Source organism: Methanoculleus oceani, assembly GCF_023702065.1.
Taxonomy (GTDB): domain Archaea; phylum Halobacteriota; class Methanomicrobia; order Methanomicrobiales; family Methanoculleaceae; genus Methanoculleus; species Methanoculleus oceani.
Genome location: NZ_QFDM01000002.1, coordinates 732677 through 758633 on the forward strand (window position 1 = coordinate 732677; position 25957 = coordinate 758633).

The following is a 25957-nucleotide window of genomic DNA, read 5'->3' on the forward strand; positions in this document are numbered from 1 at the left end:
TACCGGGATCAAGTTCCCCGGGAACCTGACATCATTTGAGCGGCCCATGCGGATCCAATCATGAAAACAAAAAGAAACCCGGCCCCTGCAAGCCGGAACGACCGGAAGCGGGAATTCACGGCATGCAGGCAACCATAGGGGGAGCGCGCACGCCCCCTGCCGGGCACCGTTCTGCTCAGTCCTTTCCTGACCTGCCGTCGTCCTCTTCCCGGTCGTCATCATCCCGGTCATCGTCATCCCGGTCATCGTCATCCCGGTCATCGTCATCCCGGTCATCGTCATCCCGGTCATCGTCATCCCGGTCATCGTCATCATCGTCTTTTACTGCTTTCCGATCGTCGTTATCATCCTCTTTTGCCGCCTTTCGGTCGTCATCATCCTCTTTTACTGCTTTCCGGCCGTCGCCATCGTCGTCGCTCGTCTTCCCGCCGGCAGCCTCATCGTCCCGGTCTTCCCGCTCTTCATCCGCTCCGTCTCCGGCGCCACCCGTCGCATCCGCGGCAACGACCTCACTTCCCTGTCCAGCAGGGGATGAGGCCGGAGACGCGGTCGGGGCCGGGGCGGGGATCAACCCCGCATCCCTGACGACCATATCACCTCCGCCAACCGTAAACGGGGTCGTCGTCCCGGTCGACGGGTCGGCGTAGCTGTCACCGCCGGTGCTCGTGAAGGCGTAGTCGTCCGGCGCGGTGAACGCGAGGGTGTACTCCCCGGGCGGGAGGGGACCGAAGAGGTAGAGAGAGGTGTAGTAGTCATGGTGGCCAGTGCGGGCCGATGCCACCTGGTTTCCGCCCTCATCCAGGAGGCGGACCTCGACGCCCGTCAGGCCATAGGTCTCATCCCGGACCCCGTTCTGGTCACCGTCGCTCCAGGTCGTCCCGAGGATCCACCCATAGGCCTCTGCCGGAGTCGCCGGGTGATGACTCCCGATGAAGCCCGCATTCAGGGTCTGCCGTCTGGCCCCGCCTTCAGCGAATGCCAGGGTCGCATCCATAGGGCTGGCGTCGCTGCCTCGACCGGAGACAGTGCAGGAGTAGCCGTCCGGCAGGAGAAATTCGACGCCGCTGTAGCCCCCGGTGGGGAGGGTGGAGAACCGGTACGACCCGTCCGGGCCGGTGACCACGTAATCAAACATGGTCCGCTCACCGATCAGCCGCACGCTGATACCGGGGATGCCCGGCTCGCCGGGGTCGAGGATGCCGTCAGCGTTCAGGTCGTACCAGACCATCCCCGAAAGCAAATTGCTGTTCCCGGCATCACCATCATCGTCATCGTGGTCGTCGTCATCGTGGTCATCATCGTTATGGTTATCCCGCGTCGGGGTCGGGGTGGCCGTTACCGTCGGCGTGCCTGTGGGTTCCGCAGTCCGGGTGGGTCCGGGCGTCGGGGTCTCGGTCGGAACTACAGTCGGGGTCGGTGTGGGGGTCGGGGCCGGTGTGGGGGTCAGGGTCGGACCCGGAACTGACGTTACCGGCGGCTTCTGGGGTACGACCGGTGCTTTCGGGGGCTTGATGGGTGTTGCCGTGGGCTCGGGCGTCGGGGTTGCGGTCGGTGTCGATGTCGGCTCCGGAGTTGCGGTCGGTGTGGGCGTCGGTGTCGGCTTCGGCCCCAGTCTCACCGCCCAGGCATCGGCATTCGCCGGCCCTCCCCTCTCGGTAGCATTGAAGGTTCCTGCGAAGACATGCTCTTCCGGCGCTATCTCGAGGAGGGATGCGGCCCGGTCGCCGGGATTCTCACCCCCGAAGGTCCTGCTCCACGCCACCGCTCCTTCGGTGTCGGTCGCGACCAGCCAGGCGTCGGTATCGTCCACCCCGGGAAACCCGGTCTCCCCGGCGAAGAGGTAACCGCCGTCTGCGGTCTCGATCACGGCCACCGCCGACTCATCTACGCCGAAGTCCCCGTAGATCCAGTTCCAGAGGATATCCCCATCGGGCGTGAGTTTGATGAGGAGGGCGTCGGTATCGACCGTTGCGTTATCGGGCCTCTCCGTGAAGGTCCCGGCGACGAGCAGGTTACCGTCCGAGGTGTTGATCACCGCCCGGCCGGCATCGTCGTCGGGGCTGCCGAACGTCCGGTTCCAGACCTCATCCCCCGACTCGTTCAGCCTGACCACCCAGACGTCGGCCATGCCCGCTCCCGAGGATTCGGTACTGCCGGCAAGGACGAAGTCTCCGCCGGGAAGCCGGGTGACGGCGTTCGCGGTCTCGTTCCCCGCGCCGCCGAACGTCCTGTTCCAGACCTCCATACCCGACTCGTTCAGCCTGACCGCCCAGGCAGCGGCCTCGTTCCCTCCCCATGGCACGATGGAGCCGACGAAGAGGTAGCCGCCGTCATCGGTCCCGGTCACCGCGTTTGCCGAGGCATTGACGCCCGGACCGCCGTAGGTTCGATTCCAGGCCTCGCTGCCTGAGGGGTCTATCTTCACAATCCACGCATCGGTATCCAGCCGCGTCCCGTTCGTGACGAGGGTGAGGTTCCCGGCGAAGAGGAGGTTGCCATCATCGGTCTGGACGATGGAACGCGCAGTGTCGGCCTCCTCCCCACCATAGGTCCTGTTCCATTCCTCGGTGCCCTCCGGCGTCAGCCTGATCACCCGGGCGTCCGTCTTCCCCGATCCGGACGATGCCGTCTCCCCGGCGAGGAAGAACCCGGCTCCTCCGGGGTCCGTGACGATTGCATATGCCGCATCGGAGGTATCCAATCCTCCGTACGTTCGGTTCCAGATAACTGCAGGGTCTCCTGTCTGTGCTCCCGCGGCCGCAATGAGCGCGAGTGCCGACAGGAGAATGATCCCGAAATAGGTGCCGCGTTGCATGGTTTGCCTCTCCTCGTCTTCACCCCGGGAACACGCTGCGGTCCGCGCCGTGAACTGCCGGCATTCCCCCATCCCCGGGGTTTCCGGCGAACCGCCAGACACGGGTTTGTTCGTTGAAGGCCCGGCTTCCTGCAGAGGCCCTCTGGTCCCGCAGCATCGCGGGGTCTGCACTTCAATAGCGCCATTATTATAATAATTTTATTTCAAAACACGAGTATGGTGGTGGTTCGAGTGTCCGGATGCCCGGGAACCGGGGCATCTCGCGATCCTCCCGGGGGATGGGGATACACCGGTTCGGCTGCCTTCCGGCCTCCCGTTCAGGGGCACGGCCCTGCCCTGCGGGTGCGACGGCGCCGGATGACCGGGACCCTCTGCCCACAACCATCAATACGCTTATGAACAAACCTTGATAGGAGACGTGCATGAAACTCTTGCTTGTGATTGCACCGGAACGGTTCAGGGACGAGGAACTGGAGGTCCCTAGACGAACCTTTGAGGAGGCGGGGATCGACGTCGATATCGCCTCTACGGCCGCCGGCATGTGCACGGGGATGCTGGGGGGCACTGCGGAGGCGGTCATGACGTTTGACGACGCGGACCCCGACGACTACGCCGGGGTCGTGGTTGTGGGCGGCGCCGGTTCACAGGAGCACCTCTGGGGAAGCGAACGGCTCCGGGGTCTCGTCCGGTCGTTCTTCGAGCAGGGCAAGGTCGTCGCCGCCATCTGTCTCGCGCCGGTCGTGCTGGCACGGGCGGGTATCCTCACCGGGCGGCAGGCAACGGTATACCCGAGCCCGGCGGCGGTAGGGGAGATGAAGAAGGCCGGGGCAAACCTCCTTGAGATTCCCGTCGTCGCCGACATGCAGGTCGTGACCGCGAACGGACCCGGTGCCGCCGCACAGTTCGCCGATACCATCATCACGAAACTGGAATGCTGAACGATACAGAAGGCGGTGAGGTGAACCGGGCGGACTGCACCCTGGTAATCCCCGCATACAACGAAGAACGGCGGATACGGTCGCTTTTCAAGGACATCTCGGGATTTGCCGGCGACCTCGTCTTCGTCTGCGACGGGACCGATGCCACACCCGCCGTCATCGGTGCGTTTGCGGCCGATCACCCGTTGCTCCGTATCCGGTGCCTGACATTTCCGGCCCGCCTCGGAAAAGGGGGAGGCGTTGTTGCCGGCATGAAGGCGGCGACAACACCCTTCGTCGGTTACATGGATGCCGACGGTTCGACGTCCCTGTCCGAGATGGAGCGCCTCTTCGACCGCCTGGCAACCGCGGACGGCGCCATCGGCTCGCGCTGGGTCCCCGGCTCCGTCCTGACGGTGAGACAGGGCTTCCGGCGCCGGGCCGAGAGCCGTCTCTTCAACCTCCTGGTCCGGCTGCTCTTCGGGCTCGACTACCGGGACACCCAGTGCGGTGCGAAGGCCTTCCGGAAGGAGGCGGTCGATGCGGTTCTCTCTTCCACCCGGTCGACCGGGTTCGAGTTCGACGTCGAACTCCTCTGGCGGCTCGCGCAGAGCGGCTACCGGGTGGAGGAGGTCCCGATCACCTGGGAGAACCGGGACGAGTCGAAGGTGATGGCGTCGGATGCAAAAGAGATGCTTCGCGGGATGCTCCGCCTCCGGTTCGGGTGACGGTCTCCCCCGACGGAACTGTCGTAACTCGAACTCCGCTCCTCCGGAGCGTCGTTCCTATCGGAACGTCGTCACTCGCACCTGACAGTGCTCGAACTCCGTTCCTATCGGAACGTCGTCACTCGCACCTGACAGTGCTCGAACTCCGTTCCTGACGGAACGTCGTCACTCGCACCTGACAGTGCTCGAACTCCGTTCCTGACGGAACGTCGTCACTCGCACCTGACAGTGCTCGAACTCCGTTCCTGACGGAACGTCGTCACTCGAAAACGCTTCGCGTTTTCTCAAGCTCCGCCTGCCCCTAGCGGGGCACGCGTCGCACCCGGAACAAACCGCCGGGTTTTAAGGCTTTCCGGGCGAACAGACTTTCACAGGAGCGCGGGTCACAGTGTTTGAGAAGACGGTCTTCGTGGAGGAGATTAACGGGGGAGCGCAGGTCGACGCACCTTTCGTGGTGGATGCTGCAGGGTTGAGGGAGAAACGGGACGGCGGCAAGTACATCCAGCTCACCATCTCCGATAAGACCGGCCGGGGAACCTGCAAGGTATGGGGGACGTCCGAGCTGAGCGTGGAGCAGGTCGAGGCGTTCTGCCGTGCGATCCGGCCCGGCGAGATCTACCGCATCCAGGGTTATGCGAAGGTCTTCAACGGCACCTGCGAGGTCAACGTAAACGACGGGATCACCTGCCTCGCAACCCCGGTGCCGCCGGAGGCGTTCGAACCGTCCCTGTTCGTCTATGCACCCGTCGACTGCGACGGCGTCCGGCGCGGGCTCGCGCGTATGGCCGCGAAGATCGAAGATCCCGGCATATCTTCACTCGTCTCCGGGGTCATGAACACCACTGCGGGATTCCTTGACGCTCCCGCGGCCAAACGCCACCACCATGCCTACATCGGCGGCCTTGCGGAGCACACCCTCGAGACCGCCGAGATTGCGCTCTCCCTCGCCGGCACCGTCTGCCGGGCGGGGATGGATACCGACGTGCTGCTTGCGGGGGCCCTCCTCCATGACGTCGGGAAAGCGTCATGCTTCCGCCGCCAGGGCTTCTCGTTCGTCGCGCTCCCGGAATACACGCTCGTCGGGCATACGGCGATCGGGGCTGCCGCGCTCATGAAGCATTCCGCCGGGGTCGATCCTGCGCGATTCAGCCACATCCTCCATATCCTGATGGCGCACCACGGTCCCCACGGCGAGGTCCAGCCCCGGACACCGGAGGCATGGGCGGTCCACTTTGCCGACAACGCGAGCGCCTTCCTGCGGGGGGTCTGCGATGACGCCGCGGACCTTGGACCGGGAGAGGGGCGGCAGGGGGCACGGACCGGGAAGGCGGTCTACCGGTTCTGACGGGCCCGCCTCCCTTCCGGGGCGGGGCGTCCCGGATGGGCACGCTCGACGCTCCGGGAGCGGCCACACCCGGCGGAGATCACAAGGCCCATATACTCAAAGGATAATACAGTATTCTCGAAACGGGGCAATAATTACTGACATTTTTGATATAGCACCATATGGTTTACGCCCGGTGTGCCCATACGCGGCCCCCCGCCGCAAAAAAAGGTTACGATTCCTTCAGGTACGCCTCGGGGTCCCGCTCGAAGAGCTTCTTGCACCCCGGGGCGCAGAAGTAGTAGGTCTTGCCCCTGTACTCGGACGTGAACTTCGCGGTCGCTTCGTCGACGTCCATCTTGCATACCGGATCAACTGCCACGTGCATCTCCCTCCGACAGACCTCTCTTCGCCGGAGGTATATATGTCTTGAGCAGCAGGGAGAGCGAGACGACCGTCACCGACGAGAGCGCCATCGCGAGCGCCGCAAGTTCCGGCCGGAAGGCGATGCCGAAGAAGGGGTAGAGCACACCCGCGGCGAGGGGGATGAGGGCGGAGTTGTAGGCGAACGCCCAGAAGAGGTTCTGCTTGATCCGGCTCATCACCTTCCGGGAGAGTTCGACGGCCGCGACGGCGTCGACGAGGTCGTCGCGGATGAGGACGATGTCCCCGCTCTCGATGGCGACATCGGTCCCGCTCCCGATGGCGATCCCGACATCAGCCTGCGCGAGCGCCGGGGCGTCGTTGATCCCGTCGCCCACAAACGCCACGACCTCGCCCCGGTCCTGGAGCGCCCGGACTTCCAGCGCCTTCTCCTGCGGCAGCACCCCGGCGTGGACGTCCTCGATCCCGATCTCGCGTGCAATGGCGTTCGCCGTCCGCTCGTTGTCGCCCGTGATCATCGTCACAGAGAGGCCCATACGCTTGAGGTCCGCAACGGCGCCCTTCGTCGTCGGCTTGAGGGTATCGGCGATGGCGAAGATGCCCGCGAGCCCGGACCCGGCGGCGACGAGTACGGCGGTCTTCCCCTCGTCCTGGAGGGCGGTTATCCTCCTCTCCGCCTCGGGGGGGACGGCGACGCCGTGCTCCTCGAGGAAAGGCTGGTTGCCGATCAGCACCTCCTCGCCCTCCACCACGGCGCTGACCCCCCTGCCGCCGAAGGTCGTAAACCGCTCCGATGCCGGGACCGCAACACCGGCACTCTCCGCCCGCCGCACGACCGCCGCCGCGAGCGGATGCTGCGAGTTGTGCTCGACCGCCGCCGCGAGCGCGAGGAGTCGGTCCTCCGGCACAGCGAGGGGGACGATATCGGTGACGTCCGGCTTTCCCCGGGTGAGCGTCCCGGTCTTATCGAAGACGACCGCGGTCAGTTTCTCCGAGACCTCAAGCGCCTCGCCGTTCCGGATCAGCACCCCGAGTTCGGCGCCCCGGCCGATCCCGACGGTCACGGCGGTCGGGGTGGCGAGGCCGAGCGCACAGGGGCAGGCGACGACCAGGACGGAGATCAACACCGTGAGCGCAAAAAGGAGCGATGCACCGAGCCCGAAGTACCAGACGAGAAAGGCGGCGGTTGCGATCGCGAGCACGGCCGGGATGAAGTAGGAGACCGCGACGTCGGCGATCCGCTCCACCGGCGGCTTCGAGCCCTGGGCGTCCCGGACGAGCCTGATGATCTGCGATAACACCATATCCTTCCCGATCTTCTCGGCCCTGACCTGGAGGACGCCGTTCACGTTCAGGGTGCCGCCGACGACCCCGTCGCCCTCATTTTTATCGGCCGGGATGGGTTCGCCGGTGATCATCGACTCATCGACCGAACTCTCGCCGCCCACGACCGTCCCGTCTACCGGCACCTTCTCCCCCGGCCGGACGAGGAGAACGTCGCCGACGGCCACAGCCTCGACCGGAACCTCGACCTCCTGGCCGTCCCGGATCACCGTCGCGGTCTTCGGCCGCAGACCGACGAGTTTCTTGATGGCTTCCGACGTTCTTCCCTTGGCCCGGGCCTCCAGATACCTCCCGAGCGTCAGGAACGAGGCGAGCATCACCGCGGTCTCATAGAAGTTGAAGTCCGCCGTGAGGACGACCCCGAACGTCCCGAGGAGGCTTGCGCCGTATGCGACACCGATCCCCATCGCGTACATCACGTCCATCGTCAGCGCCCGGTTCCGGAGCGCCGCGGCGGCCGCCCTGAAGATGGGGGCGCTGACGTAGAGAAAGACCGGCAGGGTGATGACAAGCATGACAAGGTTGATCGAGACCGGGAGGGCTCCCATCCCCGGCATCCCGAAGAGCATGTAGAAGAAGAGCGGGATACTCACCGCGAACCCGACGGTAAACCGCCGGAACTTGTCCCGGAGGTCCTCCTCCCGCATCCGGGCCTCGACGTCCTCGGAGACCTCCTCCTCGAGCCCCAGGTACTGGTAGCCGGCATCCTCGACGGCGGCACGGATGTCTGATGTGGTGACGAGCGCGGGGTTGTAGACGACGTGCGCGTTCTCGGTCGCGAGGTTGACCCGGGCCTCGTAGACCCCGTCGAGGTCGGCAAGCGAGGCCTCGATCACCTGAGCGCAGGCCGCACAGACCATTCCCCCGATCCGGACGGTGGCCTCATTCCTGATAACCTCGTAACCGGCGTCGGAAACCGTCCGTTCGAGGTCGGCGAGGGTGGCCTTCGTCGGGTCGTACTCGACGACGGCGGTCTCGGCCGCGAGGTTGACACGGGCATCGTAGACGTCTTCCCGATCCTGGAGGGCGCGTTCTATGTTGAGGGCGCAGGACGCGCAGTGCATCCCGGAGATCTTCAGTTCCGCCTTCCTCTTCTCCTCCGGCATGATATTCTCCTTACCGTGCGGGGTTAAATATCCGTAACCTCCGGGCCACGGTTCCCGGTGCGATCGCTCCCGGCAACGGGCCGGATCCCCGCCATTCTATGTGTCGATTTTTATACACAATATTATTATACTCAAGGCCCGGTATAATCGCCCTATCCAGAGGTGATTGTGGTGCAGAGAAGGGATGTTATAACGGAAGAGGTGCAGGAGGAGAAGCGGTATGATGTCAGCCATATGGCGTCGCGACAGGATATCGACGGCCTGACCGACGCGATGCAGAGCAGCGATCCGACGGTCCGCCGGAGCGCCGCCCTCGCCCTCGGTGCGCTCGGGGAATGGAGGGCGGTTGACCCGCTCATCCGGGCGCTTGGCGACCCGGTGCAGGCCGTCCGGGAGGGGGCGGCGAACGCGCTTGTCATGGTCGGAACACCGGCGGTCGAACCGCTGATCGATCTCCTCGAGCGTCCCGGGGCTGCAGGAGCGTATGCGGCGCCGCGGGAAGCGCCCGGGGAAGGGCTGACGCAGGTCGATCTCCTCGGAGGACCCGATGGCATACCGCCCACGAAGAGGACTCTCCGGCACAGGGGAGGCATCAGGCAGCACGATGCGTTCGGTGGCCCGGAGGATATCCGGGAGGCGGGGGCCGGAAGGGCCCGCGATGAGGAACCGGGACTCGCCCAGCACGACGCGTTCGGCGGGCCGGAGGATCTCCGGAGGGCGGGAGGCAAGGTGTCCCGCGACACTGAGGGTGAGATCACCCAGCACGATCTTCTCGGCGGCCCGGAGGATGTCGGGACGAAAAAGACCGTCCGGCACCGGGAACTCGCCCAGCACGACCTCCTCGGCGGCCCGGAGGGCGCAAGGGAGCACGAGGCGCTCTTCCCCGGGGCGAGGGGGGCCGGCATCGTGCCGGAGGCCGTTCCACCGGGCCGGGGGCTGCGGCGGGCCTATGCCGCCGTGATCCTCGGCGAGATCGGCGACCCGCGGGCGGAGGGTGCTCTCAGCCGGTCGCTCTCCGATACCGATCCCGCCGTCCGGAGGGCGGCCGAGGACGGGATGGCGCGGTATCGGGAGAGGCGGGGCGAGGCCATGCCCGTCCCGCCGACGTCCCGCTGATGCCAGGGACTTATCCTCTTTTTCGTACTGCGGATGGCGGTCCCGTGCGGCCGGGTCGCTGTCCCGGCAAGGTTATTATATCGAGTAGGCGCCATATGCCGGATCCGGAGGCGAAACGATTGGAGCAAGGAGGAAGTTCTCTCGCAGAGCAGCGGGGCGAAAGAAGGTATAACATCGATCTCCTGCGGGCTGAGGAAGATGTAAACGGCCTGATCGAGGCATTGAGAAGCGATGGCGGCCTGACCCGCCAGCGGGCCGCCCTGGCGCTCGGGGACCTCGGCGGGCCGGGGGCGGCGGAACCGCTCATCCGGGCGCTCGGCGACCCGATGACGGCGGTCAGGGAAGCGGCGGCGGACTCGCTTGCCATGCTCGGGGGCGCGGCGGTCGGGCCGCTGGTCGAACTCATCGAGAGCCCGGAGGCGTCGGGGAAGTACGAGGAGTCGACGGCTGCCGGGAGGCCGGCGACCGTGACCGGACCAGGGGGCCAGACCTGGGAGATCGAGACCCGGAGGGACCTCCGGAGGGTCTATGCCGCCGCCATCCTCGGCGAGATCGGCGATCCCGCCGCGGTGGAACCGCTTGCCCGGGCGCTTCACGACAAAAACGACGATCTCCGGTGCCAGGCGTCGGGAGCCCTTGCAAAGTTCGGTCGTGAGGCGGTGGGGCCGCTCGCGGGACTGCTCGCCGACCCGGACCCAGATACCAGGATCGTCGCGGCCGGCGTCCTCGGGGATACCGGGGATGCCTCGGCGGTGGAGCCGCTCATCGGGGCGCTCCGGGACGAGAACGATGACGTCCGGGGCGCGGCGGGGGGCGCCCTCATGCGGATGGGCGATGCCGCGGTCGACCCCCTCGTCGCGGCGACGAAGGATGCCGACCGGAACGTCCGGCTCTACGCGGCGGGTGCGCTCAAGTACATCGGCGACCCGCGGGCGATCGACGCGCTCCGGGACCTCACCCTGGACGAGGATAAGGATGTAAGGAGCGTCGCGGAGGACGCGATCGATAAGATCCAGATGGTCCGGGGCGAGATGCCGGCGGAGCCGTCCCCGCCGACGTCACGGTAAGAAGATTCTTCTTATTTTTTGCGGGGATGCTCGAAAAGGATCTTCTTATCCCCTTCTCCGGACCCGTACCGACTCCGCGTGGGCGTGGAGCCCCTCCGCGTCGGCGATCGTCTCCACCACGTCGCCGATAGCCTCGAGCCCCTCCCGCGTGATCATCTGCACCGTCGAGCGGCGGCAGAAGTGGTTCACGTCGAGCCCGGAGTAGAGGCTGGCGTAGCCTGCAGTCGGGAGGACGTGGTTCGTCCCCGACGCGTAGTCGCCACAGGCCACCGCCGCGTAGGGGCCGACGAAGATTGACCCGGCGCTCCGGATGCGGTTGATGACGGCAAGCGGGTCGGCCACCTGGACCGAGAGGTGCTCGGGGGCGATGCCGTCGACCGTCGCCACGGCCTCGTCGAGGTCGCCGGCCACGATGTAGCCCGAGTGCTCAAGGGCTTTTGCGACGATCTCCCGGCGTTTCGCCTCTCCGGCCATCCGCTTCACCTCGGCCCCGACCGCATCGGCGATGGCCGCGTCGGTCGTCACGAGTACGCAGGCGGCGTTCGGGTCGTGCTCGGCCTGGGCGAGGATGTCGGCCGCGACAAAGGTCGGGTTCGCCGTGCTGTCTGCGAGGATCGCGATCTCGCTCGGACCCGCGGGGAAGTCGATCTCGGCCTCGTCGCGCAGAAGCATCTTCGCGGCGGTGACGTAGACGTTCCCCGGGCCGACGATCTTTTCCACCCGCGGGACCGTTTCGGTCCCTATTGCCATCGCCGCGATCGCCTGGGCGCCGCCGACCCGGTAGACCTCGTCGACCCCGGCGATGTCGAGCGCGACGAGGGTGATCGGGCTCGTCGGCGGCGGGGTGCAGCAGCAGATCTCTCGGACCCCCGCGACTTTGGCCGGGATCGTGCACATCAACGCCGTCGAGGGGTATGCCGCCCGCCCGCCGGGGACGTAGGCTCCGATCCTCGCAAGGGGCGTCGTCCTGACGCCGAGGGTGATCCCGGGCTCCACCTCCTGCAGCCAGAGGTCGCGCCCGCGCTGCAGCTCGTGGAACCGGCTGATCCGCTCCTCCGCCTCCACGAGGCTCTCGACCAGCCGTGCGTCCACCTGATCGTAGGCCGCCTCCCGCTCCTCGTCGGAGACGGCGATCTCCTCCAGATCGATGCCGTCGAACCTCTTCGTCAGGTCGAGCAGGGCGGCGTCGCCCTCCGCCCGCACCCTCCCGATGATCTCAAAGACCGGTCCCTTCACCCGGTCGAGGTCCGACCGCCGTCCGGCGAGCCAGGTCTCGATATCCAGCGCCTGCCACATGAGGAGAAGAGTCGGCGGGTCGGAGCGTTAAGGTTTCGACCTCTTTATCTATTGACCGCTCCCCGTCCTATTAACCTGGTTTAATTAACAGACCAAACGAGATAATTATATATTGTGGAAGGTCGTTCTGACGCGCTGCTATGAAGACAAATGCGACCCATCTGGCGGCAGGCATCATCACGATCCTGCTCATCCTCGCCCTCTGTGCCGGGTGCACGAGTCCGGCGCCGGGCGGAAACGCGACGCCTGCCGGCACGGCGACGACCGCTCCCGCCGGCGGGGGGAACATCCTGCGGATAGCCACCACGACGAGCCTGGAGAACACCGGGCTGCTCGCGGAGCTCGAACGGGTCTACGAGGAAGAGACCGGGATGGACCTCCAGTTCATCGCCCAGGGCACGGGACAGTCGATCGACTCCGGCAGGCGCGGCGACGTCGATCTCGTCCTCGTCCACGCTCCGGACCTTGAGCAGCAGTTCATCGACGACGGCTTCGGGATTAACCCACGGTGCATCGCCTACAACTACTACATCATCGTCGGCCCCGAGTCCGACCCGGCGGGGATCGCGAACATGACCCCGGTGGAGGCCTTCGAGACGATCTACGCGGCTGGCACGAATGAGACGGCGGGCGTCGCGTTCGTCTCCCGCGGCGACAACTCCGGAACGCACGCCCAGGAGAAGGTACTCTGGGAAGAGGCGGGCTACGACTACGACACCGAGATCATCGACGCAGGAGGTTGGTACGTCGAGGCCGGCAAGGGCATGGGAGACACCCTGATCCTTGCGAACGAGCAGCAGGCATACACCCTCTCCGATGAGGGAACCTACCTTTCGTTTGCGGACAGGCTGGATCTAGTCCCGGTCGTCGCGGAGGGCGCGGAACTCCTGAACCGCTACAGCGCGATCGCCGTCAACCCCGAACAGCACCCGGACGTGAACGCAGAGGGTGCCGCAGACTTCATCAACTGGCTTCTTGAGGATGAGACAAAGGAGATGATCGGGGAGTTCGGGGCCGAGGAATTCGGCAAACCGCTCTTCACGCCTCTCTACGCGCCCGAGTGCACCGAACCCCCGTTCAACTGCACCTGCGCGGAGCCGATAACAACGTGAAAAGCATCGGGAGAGGACACGGGGAGATGTGGACGAGGTGATTGGAAGGGAGGAAGAGAGTCCGGGGGGTGAGAACCCGTGGTGAACGGAAACCCAATCATCGAGGGGTTCATCGAGGCTATCGAGCTCATCATCACCCTCAACCCCCAGGTGGTGGAGATCACCATCCGCTCGCTCTACATCTCCCTCACCGCCACCTTCTTTGCCGCGCTGATCGCCCTCCCTATCGGGGCGCTCATCTACTTCTACGAGTTCCGGGGGAAGCACGCGGTCGTCTCCACGCTGCAGACACTGTACGCGCTCCCCACGGTCATCGTGGGCCTGCTCGTGTTCCTCTTCCTCTCGAACATCGGTCCCTTCGGGTTCCTCCGTCTCCTCTACACCCCCGGCGGCATGATCGCCGCCCAGACGATCCTCATCATCCCGCTCCTGATGGGGCTGACGGTCGCGGCGCTCTCCGGGATCGACCGGGACAAACGCTACACGATCACCGCGCTCGGCGCGAGCAGGCTCCAGACGGTCATGACCATCATCGCGGAGGCCCGGTTCGCGGTCATGGCCGGCGTCCTCCTGGGCTTCGGGCGGGCTATCGCCGAGGTGGGGACGGTGATGATCGTCGGCGGCAACATCCGGGGCGCCACCCGCGTCCTCACAACCGCGATCGCGCTCAACACATCGATGGCAAATTACTCCCTCTCGATTGCACTCGGGATCATCCTCCTCGGGGTGGCGCTCGGGGTGAACATAGCCCTCTCTCTCGTACAACGGCGGTGACACCATGGCGATCATCGAGGCACACAACATCAAAAAATCCTACGGCAGCCTTGAAGTTCTGCACGACGTCGACCTCTCGGTCGGGGAAGGCGAGATCCTCGCGCTCATCGGCCCGAGCGGGTCGGGGAAGAGCACGCTTCTCCGGATCCTCGACCTTATCGAGCCCGCGAACGAGGGGGAACTCTCGGTCTTCGGTATCGACACGGTGGAGGAGCACGGCCGCTGGCTCGACCTCCGCCGCCGGATGGGGATGCTCTTTCAGCGGCCGATCGTCTTCAACTCGTCCGTCTACGACAACGTCGCGATGGGGCTGCGTTACCGCCATGCCTCCGGCAGCGAGATCGATCGAAAGGTGAAGGAAGCCCTCGAGGCCGTCGGGCTCTCTCGTTACGTCAAGAGCAAGGCGCTCGATCTCTCCGGCGGCGAACAGCAGCGGGTGGCGTTATCAAGGGTGCTCGTGACCGACCCCGAGATCCTCTTCCTGGACGAACCGACGGCGAACCTGGACCCGACATCGACCGCCACCATCGAGGCGATCGTGACACGGCTGAATCGCGAGGCCAACATGACCGTCGTGATCAGCACCCACGACCTCATGCAGGGGCAGCGTCTCGCCCACCGGGTCGGGGTGATGATCGAGGGCACGATCGCCCAGACGGGACTGTCCCGCGAGATATTCCACGAGCCCAAAGACAGGAGGATCGCCCGGTTCGTGGGCGTCCAGAACATCGCCCCCGGTCGGGTCGTCGCGCAAAGAGAGGGACTCACCGTGGTGGAAGTGAGGGGGAAACAGATCCTCTCGGCGACCCCGCCGCCCGCCGACGAAGTCGAGATGATAGTCCGGGGCGAAGACATCTCCCTGCACCGGAGGGAACCGGCGCACGAGGAGGCGGAGAACCTCTTCCCCGCCACGGTTACCGGCATCGAGCCCACGGCGCCGTTCGTGAACGTGACGGTGCACTGCGGGTGCGATCTTGTCGCACTGGTGACCGCAAGAAGGGCGGAGACCCTCGGACTTCACGAGGGTCTGGAGGTCTGGGTCTCCCTCCAGGCGAAGGCGGTCCACCTGATCCCCCGAAATGGACCCGGATGAAGCCCCGAATCCATATTACGCGGAAATTCTGAGGCTGCTGCCCCGCCCGGGAACGCCGAGTAAACCGATTTTGTTTAACTCTTGCCGGAACGAATACTTTTAACAATCGAGCATTCTCAAAAGTTATTTTATGAAATTAACCCGCCTATCTGCTTTTATCTATCTCATCGTCGCTGCCGCGGTCCTGATCTGCGGCTGCACGGGGACGACGAACACCGATTCGGTGCCCGGTGCAGGCAACCAGACGACGACCCCCACACCGACGGCAGCTGCTGCCGAAGACGTTCAGGTAAAGGTTTTCCACGCCGGGAGCCTGACCGGGCCGTTCGAGAAGGTGAAAGCGGAATTCGAAACTGAACATCCCGGTGTCACCGTGCTCCTCGAGCCCGCCGGCAGCGTCGACTGCATCAAGAAGGTGACCGAGAACGGCAAACCCGCCGATGTCGTCGCCTCCGCCGACTACGCGCTCATCCCGGATATGATGATTCCTGAGGACGCCGACTGGTATCTCACGTTCGCGAAGAACCGGATGGTGCTCACCTACTCGAACGAGAGCATGTACGCGGACGAGATCACCGCCGAGAACTGGTACGAGATCCTCGACCGCGACGGCGTCCGGTGGGGCTTCTCCGACCCGAACTCCGACCCCTGCGGCTACCGCAGCCCGATGGTGATCCAGCTCGCCGAGGCCTACTATGAGGACGACCAGATCTTTGAGACCCTCGTCGGGGAGCACAGCGAGATCACCGTCACCGAAGAGGGCGGGGTCTACACGATCCACGCCGCCGACCCGAAGCCCGACAGCATCACCCTGACGATCCGGCCTAAGAGTGTCGAACTCGTCCAGATGATCCAGGCCGGCGGACTTGACTACGCCTGGGAGTACCGGAGCGTTGCCGTGCAGAACGATCTTCGCTTCCTCGAACTCCCCGAGGAAATCGACCTCTCGTCGATAGACTTTGCGGAGAACTACGCGACCGTCCGGACCGAGGCGAAGAAGGGCGACGGCACGACGGTCTACGCAGGCTCGCCGATCGTCTACGGCGTGACCGTCCCGAAGATCGCAGAGCACCCCGACCTCGGTCTCGAGTTCGTGGAGATGCTGATCGGCGCCACCGGGCAGGAGATCCTCGCCGCCGACGGCCAGCCCCCGATCGTGCCTGCAGGCGGCTACGGCGACGTCCCGACCGCTCTCCAGTCGCTCGTCGAGATGAAAGCCTGAACCCCTCCCCTTCTTTTATGCCACCAATTATCAGCGGACGCGTACAACGTTTAGTTGGGAACGTGCGGATATGAAGACTCAAACGGTGTCGGGCGACATCCTTCAGGGTGAAGGTGAGGTATCTCTCCCCTGGTGGAGGCAGCGCAGGAGGCAGCAGGTAGACTGGTGCACCGTCTGGTTCTGCATCATGGGAGCGGCACTCGTCGGTATCACGGTGCTCGCGCTCGCGAACATCGCAACGACGGAACTTGCCGACCCGGCTCACCTTCTCAAGGTCGCGGCGTCGTCGGAGGTGATCGGATCGATCTTCCTCACGTTCGGTGCGGGGGCGAGCGCCGTCCTCCTCCTCATCCTCTTCGGGACCCCGCTCGCCTACGTCCTCGCGCGGTCCCGCCCATCCCGCTTCAAGGGGGTCGTCGAGAGCCTCGTCGACATCCCGCTCATCCTGCCGCACACCGTGGCGGGCCTGCTCGTCTACCTCCTCTTCATGCGCCGGGGATGGCTCGGCGCGCCGCTCTCGGACGTCGGGCTCGCCTTCGAGGACGCACTCCCGGGGACGGTGGTCGCGATGCTCTTCGTCGCCTCGCCGTTCTTCGTCAACACCATGCGGGAGGGGTTCGAGAAGGTGCCCGTCCATCTGGAGAACGTCGCCCGCACGCTCGGTGCCGGCACGTTCACCACCTTCTGGACGGTCACGCTCCCCTTGAGCCTCCGGCACATGTACAGCGGGGCCGTCCTCGCATGGGGAAGAGCGATCGGGGAGTTTGCCGGTGTCATCATGATCGCCTACTACCCGTTCATCATATCGACGCTGATCTACTACTCCTTCACGACGGACGGCATTCACACGAGCAGGAGCATTGCTTTTACGGTTATTCTGGTCAGTTTCGGGGTCTTCTACCTGCTCCGGCGGATGACCCGGTACCTGGGGAGGTACGATGATCGCGTTTGACCGCGTCTCGCTCGCACTCGGCTCGTTCTCCTTGAACGACGTCAGTCTCTCGATCAACCGGGGCGACTACTACTTCATCGTCGGGCCGTCGGGGGCAGGGAAGACAGTGCTCCTGGAGGCGATCGCCGGCCTTCACCGGCCGGACCGGGGGCACATACTCCTCCGGGGCACCGAGATCACCACCCTGCCCCCGGAGAAGCGGAGGGTTGGCCTCGTCTACCAGGACTACTCGCTCTTCCCGAACATGACGGTCGCGGGCAACGTCTCCTACGGCCTCCGGGTCCGGCGGATGCACAAGGGTGAGGCCAGGAGCGAGGTTGCCGGCCTCCTCGAACGGTTCGGGATCGATCATCTTGCGGACCGCTACCCGGGCACCCTCTCCGGCGGCGAGCAGCAGCGGGTAGCGCTCGCGAGAGCCGTCGCGGTGAAACCGGATATCCTCCTCCTCGACGAACCGCTCTCGGCCCTCGACCCCGTCACGCAGGAGAAGTTCATCGCCGACCTCAAGCAGCTTCACCGGGAGGACGGGCTCACCATCGTGCAGGTGAGCCACTCGCGCCGGGAAGCGCACCTGCTCGCAACCCGGATGGCGGTGATCATCGACGGGACGCTCGTGGACGAAGGAGAGGCCGGGGTTGTGCTGAACACGCCGAAGAGTCGCGAGGTTGCAACGTTCATCGGGATCGAGAACATCCTGGACGGGATCGTGACGGCGAACGACGGCGGGCACGCGACGGTGGATGCCGGTGGGCGGACGTTCGAGGCGTTGACGGACGCCGCCGTGGGCGAGGAGGTCAGCCTCTGCATCCGGGCCGACGACGTCGTCGTCGCCGTCGGCGACGGCCGCCGGTCGAGCGCCCGGAATACGATGGCCGGGACGGTCATCAATATCGCCGAGAACGGCCCCGTGGCCGAGGTGAAGGTTGACGGCGGCGTGGAACTGACCGCGGTCCTGACGCGGCGGTCTGTGCAGGAACTCGGCCTTGCCCCGGGGATTCCGGTGACCCTATCCGTCAAGGCGACGGCGATCCACGTCATCCGTTCTTTTTCTTGAGAGACAGGATCAGGCCGACGAGGGCGGCGGTGACGGCGTTCGCCGCAACGATGGCAGGATCCCCTTTCACCACCCCGTAGGCGAGCCAGAGCAGGACGCCGGCGAGGAGGACGGCGAGCGTCGCAAGCGAGAGGTCGGCGGTCGACCGCGTGCGCCACGCCCGGATGACCTGCGGTGCGAACGAGAGCGTTGTGAGCGTGCCGGCGGCAAGACCGAGTGCGGTGACGGTGTCCATGAGTCTCTCCTCAGATCTCCGCCAGAAGAAATAAACCCGGGTCAGGTCAGGACCCGGGCTGCTGCCTTCCCGCCCACCACTGCAGGGCGTAGGCGAGGACCATCCCGACGATGAACGCGACCGTGAGCCCGACCACGAGGGTGAGGACGGCGATGACTCCCGTGACCAGGTACGACTCCGTCTTCGCGCTGTGCTTCCCGAGCTCGAGCGCCACGAAGACCAGGAGCGCACCGAAGACGCCGAAGGGAATGAGGGTCAGCACCTCCGGCGGGGCGAAGGCGACGGCGAATACGAGGATGAAGAGGCCGGCGACGATGTTCGCTCCGCCGGTCCTCGCGCCGAACCGGTACATCGCGGCAAGCCCTCCCGCGCCGTGGCACATGGGGAATCCCCCGAGCGGCGTCGAGATCAGGTTCATGGCGCCGATGGTCCGGGAGAGCCGGTCGGGGTCCACGCCCTTCTTCGGGAAGAGGTCGTAGGTGAGGAGCGATGTGGCGAGGATGGCGTTCGCGATGGTGAGCGGCACCTGCGGGAGGACGAGGTCCCAGGTGCCGGTGATGAAATCCGCCGGCGCGGGTATGATGAGGGCGGGAAGAGGCATCAGACGGAACGGCGGCATCCCCTGCACGGCGATGCCTGCGGCAAGCCCGATGAGAAGCACCAGCAGGGCGGAGACGTCCGGGACCCGGGTGCGTTGCGATGCGATGAAGAAAGCAACGATGATCCCGATCGCGAGCACCGCAACGAGGAGATCGGTGAGGATGTAGCCGAGCGACGTCCTGAGGAGGAGGAGCGCAAGCCCCGCCTGGACACCCCGGATGACGCTTTTCGGGATCCGGTCCCCAAGCCAGGTCATGCCGCCGACGAGTCCGAGCAGGAGGAAGAGCGCACCGACGACGAGCCCCGATGCCACGATCTCGCCGGCACAGAGCCCTTCCGCGATGACGATGGCGCCGATCGCCTTCATCGGTTCGATGGGGACCGGGAGGCGGTAGTAGAGTCCGGTAATGATGAACCAGGCAGCGAGGAAGAGGAAGAAGTGGCTGACGTTCACGTCCGGGCAGACGATGGCGACACCGAGCAGTATGGGGAAGATGGTGCCGAAGTCGCCGACGGCTCCGGCGACCTCCTCGAGGGTGATCCTGATGCCGCTCTCCTCCGTTCCGGTGCTCTCCTCCATTTCGAGACCCCTTTATCTTCTCCCTCTGGGGTTTTTGATGAACGATCCGGTGCGTCTCTGCCCGACTATAATAAACTTTATTATTGCTTCCCAATAACCAAGTGGGTTAAATTAAAACCGTTGATTCGCTCCGATCTATAAACGTTTATTTTGTCCTCCTGAGTAATTATTCATATGAAAGTACACCTGCCCTGATATACCAGGACAGAGGGAGAAGTCGCATGGAAGTCACCTACCGGATCATCGGAACCATTCACTCACCGTTCACCGACCAGGACACAACACCCATCCAGAGCATCTTCTCCGAAGCGGAGGGGACGATCGAGGTCTTTCCCGAATACGCCGAAGGGTTGCAGGGGGTCGAGGGGTTCTCCCACATCATCCTCCTCTACCACTTTCACCGGGCAAACGGCTTTAGCCTGCTCCAGCGTCCGTTCGTCGATGGCAGCAAGGAGCGGGGGATCTTTGCCATACGCCACTTCAGCCGCCCGAACCCGATCGGGATCTCCCTCGTCGAAGTCATTGCCGTCGAGGGCAACACAGTCCGGGTCCGCGGAATTGACGTGCTTGACGGCACGCCGCTTCTCGACATCAAACCCTACGTCCGCCAGTTCGACCATCGCGACGACGTCCGGAGCGGCTGGGTCGACGCAAAGCACATCGAGGAGGTAAAGGTCCGGAGTTTCTCGCCAAAGGACCTCCGGGAGCATGAGGAGTCCTCATGAGGCATCGGAACTCCTCTCACATTTCCGGACGACGATGCCGGCGATCTCGTCTTCCGGCCTTCGGCGGCCCACGTCTACCCTTCAGAGTTCAGGAAGGGGCCTGACCAACGCGGGCCTGCAACGCCCGGAGGACGCCCACACCCAGGACCTCCTCTGCGCGCTCGCCGTGCCGCTCCACCATGACCGCGAGGAGCCGCTCTGTCCCCGCCGCCGTGGTGGAGATGCCGACCCGCTCCGTTCTGCGGATCAGCCCGTCACGCTCCATCTCCCCGAATCGGGGGAGGACGTAGTAATGCGGGATCCCGAGGTGCTCGGCGAGTTTCCGGGTCGTGGGGAACCGTATGGCGATGCCGCCCGGGTAAAAACCAATCGTTACGCACCGGTCCTCTTCGAGGAGGATCCGGACTGCCGCATCGATGATATCATCATGTTCGTGCGTGGACATCCGATCGTAACAGTACTCGCGTCCGGCGGAAAAAAGAGAGTCGGTTTGGTTATGCCGCTTCTGCCTTCTTCATCTCGCCCCGCTCTTCCTCGGGCATCTCTTCGAGGTAGATGATCTCCGCCCCGATGTCCTTTGAAATCTGTTCGAGTTCGAGCTTCCTGAAGTGAGTTCCCTCCACCTTCAGGTGCTTTGATTCGCCCTGCTCTTCAACGACGGCGACGACTCGGAACCGGGGCTGCTTAACGCCGGTGCCGACTTTCTGGCGTTCTCGTGCATAGATCTTCATGGTTTTCCCATCCCATACCAATTGGTATACCAGCAGGTAGTGGTCGCAAAGATACTTAATGTTTTCCTTCACACCAGAGTTAAGTGATGTTATCATGGCAGAGCGATTTGAGATGGATTCGAGGTTCCGCGGCGAGAGCCTTGTCCGGCGGAGCCTGCTTCGCGAGACCAGAAGCGGCCGGCAGGTCAGGATCATGCCGGACTTAAACGTCGTCAAGATCGGCGGCCACGGGGTCATCGACTACGGGAAGGAGATCATCTACCCGCTGGTCGAAGAGATCGGAGAACTCTCCCGGAACAACAAGATCCTGGTCGCCACCGGCGGCGGCGTCCGGGTGCGTCACATCCTCGACGTCGGCATCGATCTGGGGATGCCGACGGGAGTGCTTGCGGAACTGGCGGGCAAGATCAGCGAGCAGAACGCGATCATGATGTCCATCCTCTTTTCGAAGTACAACGGTGTCCGGATCCACACCGCCGATCTCTTAAACCTCCCCTCGGTCATATCTCTCGGGATGCTCCCCGTCGTGCAGGGCACCCCGCCCTACGGACTCTACGAGCACCCGCCGAAACTCGGGAGCATCCCGCCTCACCGGACCGATACCGGCGCCTTCCTGATGGCCGAGGTGGTAGGCGGGAAAAATTGCATCCTCGGGAAGAACGTGAACGGCCTCTACACAGAAAACCCGTTCGTGAACCCCGACGCCGAGTTCATCGCCGATATCACGGCTGAAGAACTCCTGGAGATGGAGATGGAGGATATGGTGCTTGAACCCAAGGCAGTCGAGCTGCTCCGGGATGCCGTCCACGTAAAGGAGATCAAGGTGGTGAACGCCCACGTCCCCGGGAACATTGCAAAGGCTCTCAACGGGGAGCGGGTAGGCACCATCATCCGGGCCTGACAGCCCAGGAGTCAACTTCTTTTCTTTAACCCCGGAGAAGCCTTCTTCAATCTTGTGTGCGGATCAGTATAGCGAGTAAGCGATCCTATGACCCTCTACCTTGGCATCGACGACACCGACACCCGCGAGTCCCGGGGAACCGGACGGCTCGCCCGCATGATTGCAGCAGAACTCGCCCGGTCGTACACGGTGACGGGGGTGACCCGTCACCAGCTCTTTGTCCATCCCGCCGTCCCCTACACCTCCCACAACAGCTCCGCGGTCATCCACATCCAGGATACCGGGAACGGGATCGCGGCCGGGGTGTTCGCGGCGGCAAAGGAACTGATGCTCAACGACTTCATCGAGGGGAGCGACCCCGGCATCTGCGTCGCCGCCGACCGGGAGATCGGAAACGACCTCTCCCGCTTCGGCTTCTCGGCAAAGACGAGCATCGTGACGCAGGAACAGGCACGCACACTCGCCCGGGAGGCGGGAGTCCTCCTCGAAGGCCTCGGCGGCACCGAGGACGGCGTGATCGGTGCGCTTGCCGGCATAGGGCTTGCGGCATCGGGCAACGACGGCCGGTTCGTCCAAAAGGGAACGACCCGGGACCTCCGCGGCAACCAGACGGTCGCTGCAATCCTCGCCTCCGGCGTCGACCGGGTAGAGACCCGGGACGGGGCGGTGGTCGGCGAGGGCGTAGTCGCGCTCCGGAAGTTCCCGAAGCCCGCCCGTGTCGGGGGGAAGGCAGTCCTCTTTGTCGAGGCCGACGGCGACGCGTACCACGATCTCGTGATCGGGTGAGAGGCGGGCCGGAAGGCCACGGCCTTCAATTTCGCTTTTGTTGTTGACATCCCCCATAGGTCAACATAATAAACTTGATAAACTTGATTTTAGAGTAAACCAATAGCATTTAAATGTAAGTATTCCGATACCTGATTGATAATTATGCAAAGAAGAACCGTTTTTGCCGTTGCGGCCGTCATGGTCGCCCTCCTGTTCATCTGCGGCTGTACCGGGACGACAACCGACCCGACCCCCGTAGAGAAGCAGCAGCTCCGTATCGCGACGACGACGAGCCTTTACGACACCAAACTCCTCGATCACCTCACACCGATCTTCGAGGAGCAGTACAACGCCGAGGTGCTGATCGTCTCCGCCGGGACCGGTAAGGCGATCGAATACGGACAGAACGGAGACGTGGACGTCCTGATGGTGCACGACCGTGCGCGTGAAGACGCCTTCCTCGCCGACGGCTACGGTACCGACCGGCGCGTGTTCGCCTACAACTACTTCGTCCTCATCGGACCCGAGTCCGACCCGGCAGGCATCAAGGGCATGCAGCCTGAAGCGGCGTTCACCACCATCCGGGAGACTGGAATGGCCGACGGATCGGATGTCGTCTTTGTCTCGCGCGGCGATGCCTCAGGCACGCACTCCAAGGAGAAGGCCATCTGGAAGGGAGCCGGATTCAACTACTCCGCGGACGTGCAGGGCTCCGGCGACTGGTACCAGGAGGCCGGGACGGGCATGGGTGCAACCCTGACGATGGCGAACGAGAAGCAGGCCTACACCCTCTCCGACATCGGGACCTACCTCGCCTACAAGGGCGACCTCGAGCTCGTGACGCTCGTGGACGAGGGCGACATCCTGCTCAACGTCTACTGCGCCATGCAGATCAACCCCGAGAAGTACCCCGACACCAACACCACCGTCGCGAAAGACTGGATCAACTTCATGATCTCCGACGATGTTCAGGAGGAGATCGCCTCCTTCGGTGTCGACCAGTACGGCCAGCCACTCTTCTACGCCGCCCAGAACGACTGGGAGAAGATCGGCGTAACAGAGGCTGAAGTGAAGGACCCGGTCCTCTGATCCGGCCCCTATTCCCACCCCCTTTTTGCCTTCGGCAGAGTATAATCAGGTGCAGGCATGTACGAGATCATTGAGGGATTCATAGAGGCGATCCGGCTCATCGTCACGCTCGACCCCGACGTGATGGCCATCGCCGCGAGAAGCATCATCGTCTCTCTCACCGCGACGATCTTTGCCACCCTGATCGCCATCCCGCTCGGCGCCGCGATCAACTTCGGCACGTTCCCCGGAAGGAAGAGTCTCATCAACCTGATCCAGACGCTCTACTCCCTGCCGACGGTCATTGTCGGGCTCCTCATATTCCTGCTCATATCCCGCGTCGGACCGTTCGGATCCCTGCGGCTGCTCTTCACTCCGACCGCCATGGTCATCGCGCAGACGGTCCTCATCCTGCCGATCATGACCGGCCTCACTATCTCCGCGCTCTCGGGGATCGACCCGGTCGTCAGGGATACCCTCTACTCGCTCGGGGCGACCCGCCTCCAGTTCCTCGTAAACATCATGAAAGAGGCCCGATTTGCAATCCTCGCGGCCGTCGCGGTCGGGTTCGGGCGGGCGATATCCGAGGTCGGGGCGGCCATCCTCGTCGGCGGCAACATCATGGCGTCGTCGTTTGCGAGTTCGACCCGGGTCCTGACGACCGCGATATCGCTTGAGACCTCGATGGGGAACATTCCCCAGTCCATCGCACTCGGACTGGTCCTCCTCGCCATCGCCCTCGGCGTGAATCTCGCCATAACCACGGTACAGCACCGGTGACCCCATGATTGAACTTGCAGACGTCTCAAAGCAATTCGATGATAAGACGGTGCTCGACGGCGTCACCGCGCGCATCGGGCGGGGAGAGATCTTCGCCGTCATCGGGCCGAGCGGATCCGGGAAGTCGACCCTGCTGCGCCTCATCGACCTCCTCGATACCCCGACGGGAGGAGCGATCCGCATCGACGGTGTCGACATCCACGCCGGAAAGGAGCAGAGCCTCCGAACCCGCCGGATGATGGGGATGGTCTTCCAGAAGCCTGCCGCCTTCAACTCGACGGTCACAGAGAATGTCGCCATCGGGCTCCGGTTCCGGGGAGCGAGCGAGAGTGTGATCCGCAAGAAGACCAGGGACGCCCTCGCTCTGGTCGGCCTTGCCGGCTATGAGGATCGGCGGGCCCGGACGCTCTCGGGCGGGGAGATGCAGCGGGTGGCTCTTGCCCGGGCGATGGTGATCGAGCCGGAGATCCTCTTAATGGACGAGCCGACCGCGAATCTCGATCCGGTCTCGGTGGAGAAGATCGAGGAGCTGGTCCTCCGGATCAACCGCGACCTCGGCACGACTATCCTTTTTTCGACCCACGACATGTACCAGGGGCAGCGGCTCGCCCACCGGATCGGCGTGCTGATGAAGGGCGTGTTCGCGCAGGTGGGGTCCCCGAGAGATATTTTCACCGTACCGGCGAGCAGCGAGGTTGCCCGGTTCGTCGGCACCGAGAACGTCGTCGAAGGGGTAGTCGAGGCCGACGGGAACGACTTCTCCGTCGTCGACGTCGGCGGCGTCCGGGTCAGAACAAAATTCTCGTTTGGCAGGGGAGAGAACGTCTGCCTCTGCATCCGGTCGGAGGATATACGGATCGCCCCGGCGGGTGGTGGGAAGGCCACTCCCGGCAAGAACGCCCTCCCCGGCATCGTGGCCTCCGTCTCCCCGCGCGGCCCGTTCAGCAGGGTGACGGTCGACTGCGGGTTTGCGCTCTCGTCAGTCCTCTCCTGGAAGGCGGTGGACGACCTGGACCTGCGGGAAGGCAGCCGGGTTACCGCCTCGTTTACGGCGGAGTCGGTCCACGTCGTCAGGGCGACGCGGAACTGAAGCCTGTCTCCCTCCTCACGCGTGCCCGGCCGTCAGCAAGACCCGCGACGATCCGGCCGACCTCCCTCTGCCGGGAGCCCTCCGTTGCGCTCATGCCCTCTCATCAGGTAACGGTGTCCCGGACCCCGGGGCTCTTTTTGCACGGTTCACCGCCGTGTCCTTAAATAGCCGCACG

General features: G+C 64.4%; 25 protein-coding genes. 17 read left to right on the forward strand and 8 right to left on the reverse strand.

Features of this window, described 5'->3' with window-relative positions; translation table 11 throughout:
* Positions 1-175: 175 nt before the first annotated feature.
* A complete protein-coding gene (locus tag DIC75_RS08695; RefSeq protein WP_250987626.1) occupies positions 176-2815 on the reverse strand; it encodes an MSCRAMM family adhesin SdrC in 2640 nt (879 codons plus the stop codon).
* A 422-nt stretch (positions 2816-3237) separates the two neighbouring features.
* Between DIC75_RS08695 and DIC75_RS08700 the strand changes: the two genes are divergently transcribed.
* The 3 genes from DIC75_RS08700 to DIC75_RS08710 all read left to right on the forward strand — a co-directional run bounded on the left by DIC75_RS08700 (position 3238) and on the right by DIC75_RS08710 (position 5805).
* Positions 3238-3753 carry a DJ-1/PfpI/YhbO family deglycase/protease gene (locus DIC75_RS08700; protein WP_250987627.1) on the forward strand — a complete coding sequence of 172 codons (516 nt, stop codon included), beginning with the start codon at positions 3238-3240 and terminating at the stop codon, positions 3751-3753.
* A complete protein-coding gene (locus tag DIC75_RS08705) occupies positions 3747-4460 on the forward strand; it encodes a dolichyl-phosphate beta-glucosyltransferase (protein ID WP_250987628.1) in 714 nt (237 codons plus the stop codon). Before DIC75_RS08700 ends, DIC75_RS08705 begins: the two co-directional genes overlap by 7 nt.
* 388 nt (positions 4461-4848) lie before the next feature.
* Positions 4849-5805: an HD domain-containing protein gene (locus tag DIC75_RS08710; protein WP_250987629.1), complete on the forward strand. Its 957-nt coding sequence runs from the start codon at positions 4849-4851 to the stop codon at positions 5803-5805.
* Between the two features lie 211 nt (positions 5806-6016).
* On the opposite strand, the gene DIC75_RS08715 is transcribed toward DIC75_RS08710, so the two are convergent.
* Complete coding sequence (locus tag DIC75_RS08715) at positions 6017-6166, reverse strand: YHS domain-containing protein (protein ID WP_214021129.1); 150 nt, start codon at positions 6164-6166, stop codon at positions 6017-6019.
* Positions 6156-8618, reverse strand: coding sequence for a heavy metal translocating P-type ATPase (locus DIC75_RS08720; protein WP_250987630.1), 2463 nt, complete (start codon positions 8616-8618; stop codon positions 6156-6158). The genes DIC75_RS08715 and DIC75_RS08720 overlap by 11 nt, the downstream gene beginning before the upstream one ends.
* Positions 8619-8786: 168 nt before the next feature.
* On the opposite strand from DIC75_RS08720, the gene DIC75_RS08725 reads away from it, so the two are divergent.
* Together DIC75_RS08725 and DIC75_RS08730 are read left to right on the forward strand one after the other, a co-directional pair.
* A complete protein-coding gene (locus tag DIC75_RS08725) occupies positions 8787-9734 on the forward strand; it encodes a HEAT repeat domain-containing protein (RefSeq protein WP_250987631.1) in 948 nt (315 codons plus the stop codon).
* A gap of 119 nt (positions 9735-9853) precedes the next feature.
* Positions 9854-10801, forward strand: a complete 948-nt coding sequence (locus DIC75_RS08730) for a HEAT repeat domain-containing protein (protein ID WP_250987632.1) — start codon at positions 9854-9856, stop codon at positions 10799-10801.
* A 45-nt stretch (positions 10802-10846) separates the two neighbouring features.
* Here the strand turns inward: DIC75_RS08730 and hisD are convergent, their stop codons facing one another.
* Positions 10847-12097: a histidinol dehydrogenase gene (hisD, locus tag DIC75_RS08735; protein ID WP_250987633.1), complete on the reverse strand. Its 1251-nt coding sequence runs from the start codon at positions 12095-12097 to the stop codon at positions 10847-10849.
* 140 nt (positions 12098-12237) lie between these two features.
* On the opposite strand from hisD, the gene DIC75_RS08740 reads away from it, so the two are divergent.
* From DIC75_RS08740 to DIC75_RS08765, 6 genes are all read left to right on the forward strand, one after another.
* The gene (locus DIC75_RS08740) at positions 12238-13209 is read left to right on the forward strand and encodes an ABC transporter substrate-binding protein (protein WP_250987634.1); all 972 of its coding nucleotides are present in this window, start codon (positions 12238-12240) and stop codon (positions 13207-13209) included.
* A 78-nt stretch (positions 13210-13287) separates the two neighbouring features.
* Entirely contained in the window at positions 13288-13983 is a 696-nt protein-coding gene (locus tag DIC75_RS08745; protein WP_250987635.1) for an ABC transporter permease, read from the forward strand.
* A 4-nt stretch (positions 13984-13987) separates the two neighbouring features.
* A complete protein-coding gene (locus DIC75_RS08750) occupies positions 13988-15076 on the forward strand; it encodes an ABC transporter ATP-binding protein (protein ID WP_250987636.1) in 1089 nt (362 codons plus the stop codon).
* A 130-nt stretch (positions 15077-15206) separates the two neighbouring features.
* Positions 15207-16298, forward strand: a complete 1092-nt coding sequence (gene wtpA, locus DIC75_RS08755) for a tungstate ABC transporter substrate-binding protein WtpA (protein WP_250987637.1) — start codon at positions 15207-15209, stop codon at positions 16296-16298.
* A gap of 70 nt (positions 16299-16368) precedes the next feature.
* Entirely contained in the window at positions 16369-17250 is an 882-nt protein-coding gene (locus DIC75_RS08760; protein ID WP_250987638.1) for an ABC transporter permease, read from the forward strand.
* The gene (locus DIC75_RS08765) at positions 17237-18304 is read left to right on the forward strand and encodes an ABC transporter ATP-binding protein (protein ID WP_250987639.1); all 1068 of its coding nucleotides are present in this window, start codon (positions 17237-17239) and stop codon (positions 18302-18304) included. The genes DIC75_RS08760 and DIC75_RS08765 overlap by 14 nt, the downstream gene beginning before the upstream one ends.
* Here DIC75_RS08765 and DIC75_RS08770 read toward each other — a convergent pair.
* Together DIC75_RS08770 and DIC75_RS08775 are read right to left on the reverse strand one after the other, a co-directional pair.
* Positions 18285-18539 (reverse strand): SemiSWEET family sugar transporter, encoded by a 255-nt coding sequence (locus DIC75_RS08770; RefSeq protein WP_250987640.1) that lies wholly within the window; start codon positions 18537-18539, stop codon positions 18285-18287. The genes DIC75_RS08765 and DIC75_RS08770 overlap by 20 nt on opposite strands.
* A 46-nt stretch (positions 18540-18585) precedes the next feature.
* Positions 18586-19719, reverse strand: a complete 1134-nt coding sequence (locus DIC75_RS08775; protein WP_250987641.1) for a putative sulfate/molybdate transporter — start codon at positions 19717-19719, stop codon at positions 18586-18588.
* Between the two features lie 221 nt (positions 19720-19940).
* Between DIC75_RS08775 and tsaA the strand changes: the two genes are divergently transcribed.
* Positions 19941-20444 carry a tRNA (N6-threonylcarbamoyladenosine(37)-N6)-methyltransferase TrmO gene (gene tsaA / locus DIC75_RS08780; protein ID WP_250987642.1) on the forward strand — a complete coding sequence of 168 codons (504 nt, stop codon included), beginning with the start codon at positions 19941-19943 and terminating at the stop codon, positions 20442-20444.
* Between the two features lie 88 nt (positions 20445-20532).
* Here the strand turns inward: tsaA and DIC75_RS08785 are convergent, their stop codons facing one another.
* Entirely contained in the window at positions 20533-20889 is a 357-nt protein-coding gene (locus DIC75_RS08785) for a hypothetical protein (RefSeq protein WP_250987643.1), read from the reverse strand.
* Between the two features lie 49 nt (positions 20890-20938).
* Entirely contained in the window at positions 20939-21175 is a 237-nt protein-coding gene (locus DIC75_RS08790) for a hypothetical protein (protein ID WP_250987644.1), read from the reverse strand.
* Between the two features lie 94 nt (positions 21176-21269).
* Here DIC75_RS08790 and DIC75_RS08795 point away from each other — a divergent pair, with 94 nt between their 5' ends.
* From DIC75_RS08795 to DIC75_RS08815, 5 genes are all read left to right on the forward strand, one after another.
* The gene (locus tag DIC75_RS08795) at positions 21270-22076 is read left to right on the forward strand and encodes an amino acid kinase family protein (RefSeq protein ID WP_250987645.1); all 807 of its coding nucleotides are present in this window, start codon (positions 21270-21272) and stop codon (positions 22074-22076) included.
* Positions 22077-22163: 87 nt separating this feature from the next.
* A complete protein-coding gene (locus tag DIC75_RS08800) occupies positions 22164-22862 on the forward strand; it encodes an ABC transporter substrate-binding protein (protein WP_250987646.1) in 699 nt (232 codons plus the stop codon).
* A 144-nt stretch (positions 22863-23006) separates the two neighbouring features.
* Entirely contained in the window at positions 23007-23933 is a 927-nt protein-coding gene (locus tag DIC75_RS08805) for an ABC transporter substrate-binding protein (protein ID WP_250987647.1), read from the forward strand.
* A gap of 57 nt (positions 23934-23990) precedes the next feature.
* Positions 23991-24692 carry an ABC transporter permease gene (locus DIC75_RS08810; RefSeq protein ID WP_250987648.1) on the forward strand — a complete coding sequence of 234 codons (702 nt, stop codon included), beginning with the start codon at positions 23991-23993 and terminating at the stop codon, positions 24690-24692.
* A 4-nt stretch (positions 24693-24696) separates the two neighbouring features.
* A complete protein-coding gene (locus DIC75_RS08815; RefSeq protein ID WP_250987649.1) occupies positions 24697-25782 on the forward strand; it encodes an ABC transporter ATP-binding protein in 1086 nt (361 codons plus the stop codon).
* Positions 25783-25957: the final 175 nt, after the last annotated feature.

Excerpts from the sequence above, each read along its gene's own strand:
- DIC75_RS08695 (WP_250987626.1), bottom strand. The coding sequence starts at position 2,815 with ATGCAACGCGGCACCTATTTCGGGATCATTCTCCTGTCGGCACTCGCG.
- DIC75_RS08700 (WP_250987627.1), top strand. The coding sequence starts at position 3,238 with ATGAAACTCTTGCTTGTGATTGCACCGGAACGGTTCAGGGACGAGGAA.
- DIC75_RS08705 (WP_250987628.1), top strand. The coding sequence starts at position 3,747 with ATGCTGAACGATACAGAAGGCGGTGAGGTGAACCGGGCGGACTGCACC.
- DIC75_RS08720 (WP_250987630.1), bottom strand. The coding sequence starts at position 8,618 with ATGCCGGAGGAGAAGAGGAAGGCGGAACTGAAGATCTCCGGGATGCAC.
- hisD (WP_250987633.1), bottom strand. The coding sequence starts at position 12,097 with ATGTGGCAGGCGCTGGATATCGAGACCTGGCTCGCCGGACGGCGGTCG.
- DIC75_RS08740 (WP_250987634.1), top strand. The coding sequence starts at position 12,238 with ATGAAGACAAATGCGACCCATCTGGCGGCAGGCATCATCACGATCCTG.
- DIC75_RS08750 (WP_250987636.1), top strand. The coding sequence starts at position 13,988 with ATGGCGATCATCGAGGCACACAACATCAAAAAATCCTACGGCAGCCTT.
- wtpA (WP_250987637.1), top strand. The coding sequence starts at position 15,207 with ATGAAATTAACCCGCCTATCTGCTTTTATCTATCTCATCGTCGCTGCC.
- DIC75_RS08760 (WP_250987638.1), top strand. The coding sequence starts at position 16,369 with ATGAAGACTCAAACGGTGTCGGGCGACATCCTTCAGGGTGAAGGTGAG.
- DIC75_RS08765 (WP_250987639.1), top strand. The coding sequence starts at position 17,237 with ATGATCGCGTTTGACCGCGTCTCGCTCGCACTCGGCTCGTTCTCCTTG.
- DIC75_RS08770 (WP_250987640.1), bottom strand. The coding sequence starts at position 18,539 with ATGGACACCGTCACCGCACTCGGTCTTGCCGCCGGCACGCTCACAACG.
- DIC75_RS08775 (WP_250987641.1), bottom strand. The coding sequence starts at position 19,719 with ATGGAGGAGAGCACCGGAACGGAGGAGAGCGGCATCAGGATCACCCTC.
- tsaA (WP_250987642.1), top strand. The coding sequence starts at position 19,941 with ATGGAAGTCACCTACCGGATCATCGGAACCATTCACTCACCGTTCACC.
- DIC75_RS08785 (WP_250987643.1), bottom strand. The coding sequence starts at position 20,889 with ATGTCCACGCACGAACATGATGATATCATCGATGCGGCAGTCCGGATC.
- DIC75_RS08790 (WP_250987644.1), bottom strand. The coding sequence starts at position 21,175 with ATGAAGATCTATGCACGAGAACGCCAGAAAGTCGGCACCGGCGTTAAG.
- DIC75_RS08795 (WP_250987645.1), top strand. The coding sequence starts at position 21,270 with ATGGCAGAGCGATTTGAGATGGATTCGAGGTTCCGCGGCGAGAGCCTT.
- DIC75_RS08800 (WP_250987646.1), top strand. The coding sequence starts at position 22,164 with ATGACCCTCTACCTTGGCATCGACGACACCGACACCCGCGAGTCCCGG.
- DIC75_RS08805 (WP_250987647.1), top strand. The coding sequence starts at position 23,007 with ATGCAAAGAAGAACCGTTTTTGCCGTTGCGGCCGTCATGGTCGCCCTC.
- DIC75_RS08810 (WP_250987648.1), top strand. The coding sequence starts at position 23,991 with ATGTACGAGATCATTGAGGGATTCATAGAGGCGATCCGGCTCATCGTC.
- DIC75_RS08815 (WP_250987649.1), top strand. The coding sequence starts at position 24,697 with ATGATTGAACTTGCAGACGTCTCAAAGCAATTCGATGATAAGACGGTG.